The sequence below is a fragment of the Psychrobacter sp. JCM 18902 genome (genome assembly GCF_904846615.1).
GTDB lineage: Bacteria > Pseudomonadota > Gammaproteobacteria > Pseudomonadales > Moraxellaceae > Psychrobacter.
The window spans coordinates 1,919,682-1,932,077 of the sequence record NZ_CAJHBK010000001.1 but is presented as its reverse complement, the minus strand read 5'-3'; the positions used below and the strand labels follow the sequence as shown (position 1 = coordinate 1,932,077).

General features: G+C 42.7%; 14 protein-coding genes. 7 read left to right on the top strand and 7 right to left on the bottom strand.

Annotated elements, in window-relative coordinates:
* Nucleotides 1-8 precede the first annotated feature (8 nt).
* Genes JMY05_RS07895 through JMY05_RS07885 form a run of 3 tightly spaced genes read right to left on the bottom strand, consistent with a single transcriptional unit; the run spans nucleotide 9 to nucleotide 1,352 of the window.
* Nucleotides 9-470, bottom strand: coding sequence for a hypothetical protein (locus tag JMY05_RS07895; protein ID WP_201614742.1), 462 nt, complete (start codon nucleotides 468-470; stop codon nucleotides 9-11).
* Nucleotides 451-702 (bottom strand): hypothetical protein, encoded by a 252-nt coding sequence (locus JMY05_RS07890; RefSeq protein ID WP_045444464.1) that lies wholly within the window; start codon nucleotides 700-702, stop codon nucleotides 451-453. Before JMY05_RS07890 ends, JMY05_RS07895 begins: the two co-directional genes overlap by 20 nt.
* Nucleotides 702-1,352, bottom strand: coding sequence for a 5-formyltetrahydrofolate cyclo-ligase (locus tag JMY05_RS07885; RefSeq protein ID WP_201614740.1), 651 nt, complete (start codon nucleotides 1,350-1,352; stop codon nucleotides 702-704). Before JMY05_RS07885 ends, JMY05_RS07890 begins: the two co-directional genes overlap by 1 nt.
* A gap of 195 nt (nucleotides 1,353-1,547) precedes the next feature.
* Between JMY05_RS07885 and fumC the strand changes: the two genes are divergently transcribed.
* Together fumC and JMY05_RS07875 are read left to right on the top strand one after the other, a co-directional pair.
* Nucleotides 1,548-2,951, top strand: a complete 1,404-nt coding sequence (gene fumC, locus JMY05_RS07880) for a class II fumarate hydratase (protein WP_045444466.1) — start codon at nucleotides 1,548-1,550, stop codon at nucleotides 2,949-2,951.
* 436 nt (nucleotides 2,952-3,387) lie between these two features.
* Entirely contained in the window at nucleotides 3,388-3,819 is a 432-nt protein-coding gene (locus tag JMY05_RS07875; RefSeq protein ID WP_045444469.1) for a hypothetical protein, read from the top strand.
* A gap of 90 nt (nucleotides 3,820-3,909) precedes the next feature.
* Here JMY05_RS07875 and JMY05_RS07870 read toward each other — a convergent pair whose 3' ends face one another.
* The 4 genes from JMY05_RS07870 to JMY05_RS07855 all read right to left on the bottom strand — a co-directional run bounded on the left by JMY05_RS07870 (nucleotide 3,910) and on the right by JMY05_RS07855 (nucleotide 7,643).
* Nucleotides 3,910-4,722 (bottom strand): MipA/OmpV family protein, encoded by an 813-nt coding sequence (locus JMY05_RS07870; protein WP_045444472.1) that lies wholly within the window; start codon nucleotides 4,720-4,722, stop codon nucleotides 3,910-3,912.
* A 230-nt stretch (nucleotides 4,723-4,952) separates the two neighbouring features.
* Nucleotides 4,953-5,927, bottom strand: a complete 975-nt coding sequence (locus tag JMY05_RS07865; protein ID WP_045444475.1) for a rhomboid family intramembrane serine protease — start codon at nucleotides 5,925-5,927, stop codon at nucleotides 4,953-4,955.
* A 174-nt stretch (nucleotides 5,928-6,101) separates the two neighbouring features.
* Nucleotides 6,102-7,289: an alpha-hydroxy acid oxidase gene (locus JMY05_RS07860; RefSeq protein WP_045444478.1), complete on the bottom strand. Its 1,188-nt coding sequence runs from the start codon at nucleotides 7,287-7,289 to the stop codon at nucleotides 6,102-6,104.
* A 36-nt stretch (nucleotides 7,290-7,325) separates the two neighbouring features.
* Nucleotides 7,326-7,643, bottom strand: a complete 318-nt coding sequence (locus JMY05_RS07855; RefSeq protein ID WP_045444481.1) for a glutaredoxin family protein — start codon at nucleotides 7,641-7,643, stop codon at nucleotides 7,326-7,328.
* A 227-nt stretch (nucleotides 7,644-7,870) separates the two neighbouring features.
* Between JMY05_RS07855 and mtgA the strand changes: the two genes are divergently transcribed.
* From mtgA to JMY05_RS07830, 5 genes are all read left to right on the top strand, one after another.
* Complete coding sequence (mtgA, locus tag JMY05_RS07850) at nucleotides 7,871-8,557, top strand: monofunctional biosynthetic peptidoglycan transglycosylase (RefSeq protein WP_045453173.1); 687 nt, start codon at nucleotides 7,871-7,873, stop codon at nucleotides 8,555-8,557.
* A gap of 224 nt (nucleotides 8,558-8,781) precedes the next feature.
* Entirely contained in the window at nucleotides 8,782-10,989 is a 2,208-nt protein-coding gene (gene ppk1, locus JMY05_RS07845; RefSeq protein ID WP_045444484.1) for a polyphosphate kinase 1, read from the top strand.
* Nucleotides 10,990-11,360: 371 nt separating this feature from the next.
* On the top strand, nucleotides 11,361-11,531 hold the full coding sequence (locus JMY05_RS07840; protein ID WP_198329364.1) for a hypothetical protein: 171 nt from the start codon (nucleotides 11,361-11,363) through the stop codon (nucleotides 11,529-11,531).
* A 75-nt stretch (nucleotides 11,532-11,606) separates the two neighbouring features.
* The gene (locus JMY05_RS07835; protein ID WP_045444486.1) at nucleotides 11,607-11,858 is read left to right on the top strand and encodes a hypothetical protein; all 252 of its coding nucleotides are present in this window, start codon (nucleotides 11,607-11,609) and stop codon (nucleotides 11,856-11,858) included.
* A gap of 124 nt (nucleotides 11,859-11,982) precedes the next feature.
* Nucleotides 11,983-12,375 carry a hypothetical protein gene (locus JMY05_RS07830; protein ID WP_045444489.1) on the top strand — a complete coding sequence of 131 codons (393 nt, stop codon included), beginning with the start codon at nucleotides 11,983-11,985 and terminating at the stop codon, nucleotides 12,373-12,375.
* Nucleotides 12,376-12,396: the final 21 nt, after the last annotated feature.

The following is a 12,396-nucleotide window of genomic DNA, read 5'->3' as shown; positions in this document are numbered from 1 at the left end:
CCTTGTTATTAAACTGATTCTATACGAAAAAATCGCCTTAAAACAAATAAACAGACCTGCCAAAAGCAAAGCAATAAAAATAGTAAAGAGGAAAAAAACGTCCAAAAAATCATCCCACCTAATGACGGCGGTGCATGCATCGCCATCATACCGGAACCAAATAAAAATAAAATGCTAGTCCCCAGCATAGTGAAAAACTTCCAGCGACTATCCATATATACATCCATAGTCACCAGTAAGCTTAAATGAAACAGCATTCCTATTATTAATATAACGACTAATTCTATAGGATAGGGATGCGGAAGAGGAATATTCTGAACGTGAAGTAAATAGGGGTCTGTGCTAAAACCTAAAGTGATAATAAGACCGACGAAAATGATCCACAAGATAGCAAAAACTACCCTTAGTGGTTTTGAGCGAAAGTAGCTCATTGTTGTCTTTGCAAATCCTCTATGGGTCTTTATTGTCATTTTCAAAATCTTTAATCTCACCATTCAGACTATTCAAAAACTCATCGCTTTGCGCCAGCAGTTTATTCAGACGCTCTTCATTGACTAGCCGTGTCATCTCCTCAGAGCTAAAAGGTTGCTCTTGACTATAGTAACGCAACTCTCTAGCGTCCTCGTTACCTAACGTTTGCAAATACTCATCTACATTATCAGCGCTAGAGTTAGTATCCATCGCTTGCTTATCATCTTTCATCAAAACCACCTTATGCCGCTTGGGGTAATTAAGCCATCTAGTGGCACATCCCACGGTTGCCGCTGTAATTGTTCGACCACTTGGAAATCATAACACCAGCCTATCTTTAACGGTTTTTTTGCCCCTGATCGATAGCTGTTACCAAGCGTCGTATCATAAAAGCCGCCACCCATGCCCATACGATTGCCGTTGAGATCTACTGCTACGAGCGGACAGATAATAACATCCAATTCTCGCGCCCAAAGTAGACGGCGATGATGGTTTTGTTTCATGCCTAACCGATGTATACGTGTCGGTATGTTGAGTAGCTTCGAATGATAAATGGGTACGAAGCGTAAATGTTTATCATCGTTGCCATTGATGGCATGACCAAGCGAACCGACGACAGGTAAGTAAGGCAAATAGCCTAAGCGTTGACACCAATCTAAAATTGGCTGAGTAGGTAGCTCGCCAAAGCCATCGTAATACAAACCAATACGCGCACGCGGTGCTAAGCGCTGTTGCAACTTAACTAAATGCAAACTTGCCATGCGAGCGTATTGTCTGCGCTCGCCATATGTTAATTGACGACGCTGGCGGGTAAATTGCCGTCTCGGCGGATTGCTAACGGTAGATGTCTGAAACTCAGAATGTTTTAACTCAGGATGCATAGATGGACTATCTCATAATGTATTAAATTGATGATGGCTGTTGCTTTTAGAGAGCTGCAATGGCTATTTGTGAATATTCAACACGGTCTAGTCATGCTATCATAACGCCACTTTACCGCGTATTTTCCTTTATGTGCAGCGTGTGTTGCACTTTTTTCGAAGCAGCTATACAACAAACCATCAAAGAGGGTAGTTATGTCGACACAGAATCAGGCAACTCGTACCGAAAAAGATACCATGGGCAACGTGGAAGTCCCAGCTGACGCTTATTGGGGTGCGCAAACCCAGCGTAGCCGTGAAAACTTCAAAATCGGTGGCGAGACTTTGCCGCGTCCAATGATTGAAGCAATGGCACTGGTCAAAAAAGCCGCTGCAATTACTAATGCGAGCCTTGAGCGTATTGAAGGCGATAAGCGCGACCTAATCGTACAAGCAGCTGACGAAATCATCAATGGTGGCCTAATCGATCAGTTCCCATTGGTTGTATGGCAGACGGGTTCTGGTACGCAGTCAAACATGAACATGAACGAAGTGTTGGCCAACCGTGCCAACGAAATTGCTGGTTCTGAGCGCGGCAGCTACACGCCGATTCACCCAAATGACCATGTCAATCATGCTCAATCTACCAACGACAGCTTCCCAACGGCGATTCGTGTTGCCGCTGCTCGTGAAATCAACAGCCTGCTTATCCCAGCGGTAAAAGTACTACGTGATACCTTGGCTGCTAAAGCGAAAGAATTTGATAGCATTGTTAAAATTGGTCGTACGCATTTGCAAGACGCAACGCCTTTGACATTAGGTCAAGAATTTAGCGGCTATGTAAGCCAACTGGATCATTCACTGGTGCGTATTGATAACGCTTTACAAGGTCTATATGAATTGCCATTAGGTGGTACGGCAGTTGGTACGGGTTTAAATGCTCATCCTGATTATGCGGTAAAATCAGCTGAGCAATTATCAACATTGACTGGTCTACCGTTTGTCACGTCACCGAATAAATTTGAAGCATTAGCCGCTCGTGATGCCGAAGTATTTGCGTCAGGCGCACTAAAAACGCTAGCCGCTAGCTTAAACAAAATCGCTAACGACGTACGCTGGTTGGCATCTGGTCCTCGTTGTGGTCTGGGCGAATTGACGATTCCTGAGAACGAGCCAGGCTCTTCTATCATGCCGGGTAAAGTAAACCCAACTCAGTCAGAAGCATTGACGATGGTTGTTGCTCAAGTCATGGGTAACGATGTGACGATCAGCATGGCTGGCGCATCAGGTAACTTTGAGCTAAACGTGTATAAGCCAGTGATCGCGTTTAACCTATTGCAATCTATCAAACTATTGGGTGATGGCTGTAACAGCTTCAATGAAAATTGTGCCGTTGGTATTGAGCCAGTAAAAGACAAAATTGATGATTTCTTACACAACTCATTGATGCTAGTGACTGCATTGAACCGTCATGTTGGTTATGAGAATGCTGCGAAAATCGCTAAAACTGCGTATAAAGAAAACAAAACGTTGAAGCAAGTTGCGGTTGAGCTAGAGCTGTTAACTGAAGCGCAGTTTGATGAGTGGGTTATCCCTGCTGATATGGTAAATCCTAAGTAAGCAGTAGACCAAATAATGACCTGCTACGGCGTCAGACTCGCTTAATGTACGACAAGTACAATTTGCACTAGTCTTTCTGGTAGCAGTATCATATTTGTTCCACTGCGAATTTAGTAAAAAAAGACCTTGTCATCCTTTGTAAACGGATGTTCAGGGTCTTTTTTTGTCTATTAATTGAAGTACCTACATCGAGCGAAACAATGTCTTACTCTCAAACAACAAGCCAACTAATATTTATAACGAGTGAAACTAAAACTTTGGTTAGAATAGGCACATAGGTAAGTGATGACGAAAAATAATTTTTAAATCATCATAGTAAATCAACACATGCACAATAAGAGCGAACGATTAGACTAACTAAAAATAGTTCGCCGCTAACGTCCCTGTTTGTATTCTCTTATCTATGACCATTCTAATTATATCATTGAGGTAATTTATGAAAAAGTTAACGACCGCTCTATCATCAGCTGGTATTTTGATGGCAATGTTAGGTTCTGGTTCTACCATGGCTTACTCGGACCAAGTAATGGAACCAAGCGAAAGCTATGACACCGCTGTTAAAATTAGACAAGTCAACTATACTTGCCAAAGCAACAAGAAAGTAAGCGTGACTTATGGCTTTAATAAAGAGTATTTACCGACCTTTGCAGAAGCCAATCTGAACGGCAAAAAAAGATTTTTACCGATTAACTTAGGTCGTTCTGACAATGTTGGTACCGTGTTTGGTGATGAAGACAACTTTAGTATCATGACGGGCGCATTGCGTTTAAATAACTATCATAAATCATCGGCTAATATACAAAACGCTAAGAGTGAAATCCTTTATAAAGGTTGTAATGTTGCTTCTATCAAAAAGCTTAAAGGCTAGTTTCTAGTAGACTTATAGATTTAGAGAAATTAAAAAGACCTTGCCACATTACGCGGCAAAGTCTTTTTTATATCAAAACTCTAAGCTTGATTAAAATTTATAAAGCAAACCAAGCGTCGAGGTTGACTCAGTACGCGAGTCAACCATTGGGCTATCGTATTGCTCATTTGGCAGATAGCTTAAGCTTTGATTGGCAAACAATGCCCAGCGTTCATTGAAATCATAGTTGGCACTAATATTAACGTAAGGATTCAAGCTCGAATTAGACTTATAAGCGGCGACGCCTGTTTCCGCTGACTCTTTTTCACTGACGCCATAATAGTATTCATTATAGTCAGCATCGTTGTATTCAAAACCAATGCTTGGATAGACTGTTAGCTTGTCTTTTGTAATTCTAGCAAGATAGGTCAAGCGGGCAGTATTACCACCGCTACGGTCTAAAACATCAGTCGCGATTTGAGCACGGAAACCACCGACGGGCGTGCGGCGCAAATAAGTTAGACCAGCAGCGACTGATGCTTCACGCTCATCAAGACCTTGTAATGCGCCTCTAGCATCATCAGGATCGAAATCGTTGCCAGCGAGCTGAGCATAAGCCGACAGCTGATTTTTGCCATCATTAATAATATAAGCACCCGCTTGAGCGCCGCGCACATAGAATCTATTGTTGTCATAAAACGCGCCCGGCAACACACGTACATCGAGGCTTTCTTCCATATCGTAGGCTGAGTTGACGGCTATGACGTTGACACCCACGCTTAATACAGCGTCTTGGTCAGTAGGTAAGTTGTCCTTAAAAAGTGCAGCATTGGACATACTGGCGAAACTAAATAACGCGGTAGCCGTTAATGCGCTAAGCATGACGCGCGTAGAAATATGAGGTAGCGCTACAGGTTTAAACATAATAAAGTCTCGTGAATGGATGAAATAATTGGGGGCAATTGTGTATAGTCAAGGAATTTTAGAATCGCTACAAGGTGACCGACCGCAGATAGTAAACTGAGTACATCTAGGGCGGGTAACACCGTAGCGGTTTAAAAGTGCTGTGACTTATAGCAAGAAGCGAGTAAGAAAAACCTAACCAGTAAGCTGTTATCATGAACTATTTAGCAATGATAAATAACTATGAAGGTTTACTCAATGGTTTTTAATACTTGTAATATTTGATCATGAATATCTTGCCACCACCAAATAAAGCCAATGCTAATCAGTAGCATCATTAGCCATGGTAGTAATTGCCAAATAAGGATAGATTTGGTCGGTGTTTCTTGTTCACTAAGGTGGCTGTGATTAGCATGAGTATTTAAGTGTGAGTTTACAGCAGAGTCGGGGTGGAAACTGCTGTTATTGTCAAAATCAGCATTATTAAAGTGCTCGTTATTAGCAGAAGAATCAGTATCGCTGCTTGCTGGAAAATTGATATAAGTCGTTCGATAACGGTCTTCATAAGCAGCTGAATTATGCATATTCTGTAAGGCTATTGTCATACGCTGACGGTAGGCGATTGCGAATGCCAGTGCAATCACTAAGCCAGTCAACGCGCCGCCAATATGCCCCGCATTATCAATACCCGGTACGGCAAAACCATAAACAAGGTTGATGCCCATGATAAATATCAAGCTCTTAAGATTGAGCACCATACCATTGACCGATATTTTAAACAGTGCGGCTATTAATAGTGCTGCGCCGATACCCATGATGCCACCTGACGCCCCAGCCGATAGACCCGATTGACCAGTTCCTTCTACAATACTGTGCCACGTGACATAGTTATTCAGTAAGTTGCCCCCGATCGCCGCCAGTAAAAACAATGCCAAAAACTTGGCTGAGCCAAACATCGGCTCGGCAATCTGCCCAAAGAAATACATAGCAAATCCATTAAACAATAAATGCATTAAGCCGATGTGTAAAAAGGCACTGCTGACCAAGCGCCACGGCTCATCACCCATGGTAAATGGCAATGCATTGGCACCCCATTTTAAGAGCGCCTCAGTCGATGGATTATTGGCATCGACGCCTGTCAGTACTTGCATGATGAATAACCCAATAAAGCTGGCTAGTAACAGCGTGGTGACAGGGGCTGTTTTTAATAATTGTTGAATGGTCATAAAGGTGAGATATCATTAGAATGTTGTAAATAGAGTATAAAGGGTATGGTCAAATAATGTCATACATCTGCATGACATTATGATTTGATGAGTAGTACTCTTAAACGATTAGCACTCTTAAAGGATTAGTGCCCTTAATAGTGGATCGTTTTAACGACCGTTTTAATGACATGTTTAACGATTAGCAACTTTGAGGTTCTCATAAGTGCCCTTTACCAATATATCAGTGGTAACCTTATTGATATCAGTATGACCACAGAATGCCATCGATAGATCGCATTCTTTATGAATGATTTCCAGCGCACGGCGCACGCCATCTTCGCCATAAGCGCCCAATCCATACAGAAAGGAGCGACCAATCATCGTGCCTTTTGCACCCAATGCGCGCGCTTTTAGTACATCCTGACCCGAGCGAATGCCGCTGTCTAACCACACCTCGATATCGCTATTTTCAGCATGCACCGCTTGTACGATATCGGATAGGGCAGAAATGGAAGAAAGGGCGCCATCTAATTGACGACCACCGTGGTTTGAGACGACCAGTGCATCGGCGCCGCTACGAGCAGCCATAATGGCATCTTCAGGTTCCATGATACCTTTAATAATTAATTTGCCACCCCACATATCTTTGATGCGCGCCACGTCATCCCAGCTCAAGCGCGGATCAAATTGCTCTTCCGTCCAAGCGGTGAGAGAAGATAAGTCGTCCACTCCTTTTGCATGACCGACGATATTGCCAAAGCTATGACGTTTGGTGCCCAGCATATTCATACACCACTGCGGCTTGGTCATCAGGTTGACGATATTGGCAAGTGTGGGTCTAGGCGGTGCAGACAAGCCATTTTTGATGTCCTTATGGCGCTGTCCCAGCACTTGTAAATCCGCGGTAAGAATCAACGCCGAACAATTGGCATCTTTCGCCCGCTGAATCAAATTGGCAACGTATTCGTGGTCACGCATCACATATAGCTGAAACCAAAACGGCTTGCTAGTATGGGTGGCGATATCTTCGATAGAGCAGATACTCATGGTCGATAGCGAAAACGGCACGCCGAATTTTTCTGCTGCCCGCGCTGCATGAATCTCGCCATCCGCCCACATCATACCGGTAAAGCCAGTGGGCGCGATGGCGACGGGCATTTTTACTTCTTCACCAATCATCTGGGTTGCCAGACTGCGATTGTCCATATCTACCAATACCCGCTGGCGTAACTTGATACGGTCAAAGTCGGTTTCATTGCTACGATAAGTCGTCTCAGTCCATGAGCCTGAATCGACATAATCATAAAACATACGCGGTACTTTACGTTCGGCAACGCGGCGCAGGTCTTCAATTTCAGTAATTTTGCTCAAATTTTTCATTATGTTCTCACTACATCGTTTTTTATTGTCGGCTTGCTATGATTGCATGAAAAGTTGCTGTAAATCTATGACTGAAAATGGATAGTTTAATCGTGTTGATGGTGTCAAAATCACCGGAATAGTGGTGGCAAATTCCATCATCAATGGTTCATCGAAATGAGCGATATCGACCTGTTGATAGGCAATCGGCTGTACGGCTTGAAATTGAATCAGCACTTGCTTCGCGATGTCGCACAAATGACAGCCAGACGTTCCAAGTAGCCACCATTTATCGCTATTTTCAGCATCCCCTAGATTGGGATTTGCGGCAACCATACGTTCTCGTAAGGTTTTTATATTATTATCATCGTACATATTTATTCTCTTGTCTTAATACTTGTCACAAAGTTTCGGTTTTTAGGACTTCGATTGCCAGTATAAACACTGCCTGATCTTTTTTACGTAGACTCTATGGCATGATAAAGAAGTGGGGTAAGTAATGACAGCGATTGTGAGATTAGGTAAGATGACCTGCTGTTTTTAATTACTGGCTCTTCAGCTCATCTTATCTTATTACCTTTTCAATCACTTGGATATCGCGCATGGCAAGTTTTGGCAAATTTTTCAAACGATTATTGATGGCAATCATGCTATTGGTCGTCGCATTTCATGTATTAGTCGCTGGGCTACTATTAATTTGGAAAACGCAGCCGATTAATAACAGCATGTTTATGCTGACTCATCGTTTGACGGGCGGTACTGTCACCCAAACTTGGGCTGAATACGATGCCATCGCAAAATCTGCCAAACAAGCCGCGATAGTGAGTGAGGATTCGACATTTAGTCAGCACAATGGTTTTGATTTCAAAGGCATTGAGGCGGCACGTAAGAAAAATGAAGAGACGGGTAAGATGTCCGCTGGTGGCTCGACGATTACCCAGCAGCTAGCAAAAAACTTATTTTTGACCTCGCATCGCTCGTATGTTCGTAAAATTGAGGAAGCGATTATCACTGTCATGATTGAAACATTATGGGATAAGCAGCGTATCTTGACCGCTTATCTCAATGTGGCAGAGTTTGGCAATGGTATTTATGGTATCGAAGCAGCAGCTCAGCATTACTTTGATAAATCTGCGGCCAAGCTGAACCGTGATGAATCAGCCTTACTTATCGCTATGTTGACCAATCCAAAATACTACGAAGACAATCAGGGTGATAGACGTTTACGCAATAAACAACGTATTATCAAAAAGCGTATGAGCAATGCGGTGTTACCACAATCAGCTTAATGGATTGTACCTAATACTATTTAACAAATAGCGCCGTGTTTTTGAATGATAGTTTTAAGCGATAGTTTTAAGTGATAATTTTAAGTGATAGTTTTAAGTGATAGTTTCGAGTAGTAATGAATGAAGAAAGAACCCTGATAAATTTCTTAGTGAAAAAGCGATTATAAAAGACAATTGGTATTGAAGATGATGGCGTATCGATAACGCAAAGGAGTAGTGACGTGATGGATGTGAATAATAAGCAGGACACTGATAGCAATAATACGGTGATAGCAGTTGATAATAAAAGCCATACAGAGAGTCACAATGACCATTTAACTGAGGTTGCATGGCAGCGTTCAGAAGACGGCAGCTATTCACCCAGCAGTTATATCAATCGCGACTTGTCTTTATTACAGTTTCATTTACGTGTCTTAGCGCAGGCGGCAAGTCCTCGTCATCCACTACTTGAGCGCTTGTTTTTCTTGATTATTTTCTCATCGAATATCGATGAGTTTTTTGAGATTCGTGTCGCAGGTATTATGCAAAAGCTAAATATGGGCGATGTCTCGACCAGTGTTCATGGCATGCGTCCCAGTGAAGTGCTGAATGAGATATCTACCGTAATGCACGATGCCATCGCTGAGCAGTATCGTATTCTCAATGAAGATATTTTACCAGCACTGGCGCTTGAGGATATCCGTTATCTAAAACGCGACGAGCTAAATGCTGAGCAGTCGGCATGGATGAAGCGCTATTTCACTGAGCAAGTATCGCCAGTGTTGACACCGATTAGCATCGATCCGGCGCATCCGTTTCCGCGTTTGGTCAATAAGAGCTTAAACTTCATCGCTACTTTAGAAGGTAAAGATGCCTTTGGTCGTGATATCAATCTAGCGATTGTGCCCGCACCGCGCAGTTTGCCGCGCGTGATTCGCCTGCCTGATGAGCTGACAGGTGGCAAAGAACACCACGTCATGCTCTCAGCTATTATTCATGAGCATATCGGTGAGCTGTTCCCTGGGATGAGTGTGACGGGCTGCCATCAGTTTAGACTGACGCGCAATGCCGATTTAGATTTGGCTGATGATGTTGAAGATATTGCTAAGGCTCTGGAGGGCGAGCTAGAAAACCGCCGCTTCGGTGATAAAGTGCGGCTAGAAGTCACCACCGATTGTCCAACGCCTATCAGTGATTATTTGCTTAATGAGTTTGAGCTGCATGACAATCAGCTGTACCGCGTCAATGGTCCTGTCAACCTAACGCGCTTATTGTTTGATTTCAATATTCCAGCGCTGCGTTATCAGCCCTTTACCCATGTAGTGCCAAAAGAGTTCCGCCGTGAGATGGATAAACTGGACAAAGCAACCAGTATGTTTGCCGCCATGCGTAAAAGCGATGTGCTAGTGCATCATCCTTTTCATGCATTTTCACCGATTATCAATCTGCTTTGGCAAGCGGCGAGCGATCCAAAGGTGTTAGCGATTAAGCAGACATTGTACCGCTCAGGCACCAATTCAGAAATCGTTAAAGCATTGGCTGCTGCTGCTCGTAATGGCAAAGAAGTCACTGCCGTCATCGAGCTGCGTGCGCGTTTCGATGAAGCCTCTAATATTGCCGTCGCCAATTATTTGCAAGAAGCGGGTGCGGTCGTTGTTTACGGGATTGTCGGCTATAAAACCCATGCCAAGCTGATGCTCATTGTGCGCCGTGAGGATGATCGAATCCGCCGCTATGTGCACTTAGGGACGGGTAACTATCATGCCGCCAATGCCAAAGTTTATACCGATTATGGTTTATTTAGTGCAGATCCTGATATTTCAGAGGATGTACATAATATATTTCAAGAGCTGACGGGAATGGGTAAGCCTGCCAATCTCAAAAAGCTGCTGCATGCGCCTTTTACCTTGCATGATAAGTTGATAAGCTTTATCGATGATGAAATTGCTCATGCGAAAGCCGGCAAGCGCGCTCATATTATCGTTAAGGTTAACGCTTTAACCGAACGTCGATTGATTAGCAAGTTATATGATGCCTCGCAAGCAGGCGTCAAAATCGAGCTCATTTTACGCTCCATGTGTTGTTTGCGTCCGCAAGTAAAAGGTCTGTCAGAAAACATTACTGTACGCTCTGTTATTGGGCGTTTTTTAGAGCATACGCGTGTTTATTATTTCTATAATAATGGCGACGAACGCTTATATTGTGGTAGTGCAGACTGGATGGATCGTAATTTATTCCATCGCGTCGAAGTGGCGTTTCCAATCGAAGACAAAAAACTGTTTAAACAAGTATATCAAGACGGTTTACTTAACTATCTGAAAGACAATACCCAAGCGTGGATACTTAGCGGTGATGGTGCTTGGCAGCAGCTGCAACCAGCCGCAGGTGAAACGCCGCATACCGCTCAAGAGTATTTATTAAAAGTGATTAATGGCGTTGATGCATCAAGCTAGCTTAATATTTCAACGACATCTTCAAAGCGGTAAAGACGTCTTTACGATCAATAAATACCAAGCAAAAAACCAAGTGTAGAGTATTCTCTATGCTTGGTTTTTTTTGGTAACCGATTTGTCTAAGTTACAAACTGTCTTGTAACCTCACATTTATTCACATATTGATACGGCAGCACACTGGTGCAGGCCGTTATCTCATCCTTATAATCAAGGTCAGCCCTCACGCTATTATTAAACGGATTTGATGGTTTAATAAACAATTAGCACTCTAGTAATTCATGCAAAATTGCTCGTATTACTATCATTGATCGTATTACGAAAAAGAGTAGGGACTGCCTAAATCAACGAATTATAAAAATAGGAAACACCTTATGAGCAATACCGATAATGACACATCAGATATCAAAAAAGCTGCTGAGCAAGCAGACAGTCAACAAATTGCGCAAAACCTTCAAGATAATAAAGAGGTCGATGCGCCTGAAGCATTAAGTAAAGACGAGCAAACCTCTTTTATTGAAGATGATTTGCGTACGGATAAATGATAAATAAGCTGTGATATCAACATTCGGATTAACTTATTTTATCTATTAATGACATATTGATGCGAGGGATCTGCAATGCCAAATAATACTCATCCAAATCACGAAGAAGCGGTACCAGTTCGTGATCCAGCCGCTTTACACCCAGACAATGCACAAGACAGTTATGAAGGTCGTAAGCATGAACCTAATATCGATGGTCCACAACAAGAGTCGCAAGAAACCGACGAGATATATGTTGACCCTCGTAAAGAAGAGAATTTACCCGCTGGCGGCAAGAATGTCGCAGATTTGAATGCCTATGAACTAAGCCAAGAAGGCAATGAATAGTATGAATTGCTAGCTAGGTTGAGTTGGGTATTAAATCAGGCTCACCATTTGCTAAACCGCCATCAAAACTCTAAGTACATTAAGCAATTGCCAAAACACGAATAACAATAATAAGGATATAGCCATGCAAACCAATGATCCAGCACTCACTAAGACACGCATCAGTGAAAATGATGACTCAATCAATAGTCATGATTCTGCTAATAGTTTCTCTAGTAGTCCTACTTCTAATGAGCATAGTGATACTGATAGTGGCATTGAAAAGAACATCACTGAAAATAAAGGAACGGATACTTTCAAAGAAGGCGTCGTCCACTCAGAGCATGTTAATGATAATGACAACCCCGCACGTCAGCCTGATCGTCGAGACCAAGAAGGTAACGCCTTTGATGATGGCGTGAATGAGCATACGATGGTTAGCGAGACATCCAAAAGCGAAAGTATTAATAACATGAATCGTTATGCAAATATCGACAATGCCCAAACACGAGTGTTAAATCCTGATGAAAAGGATTAATAGCTTTTTATGAAAAATCGA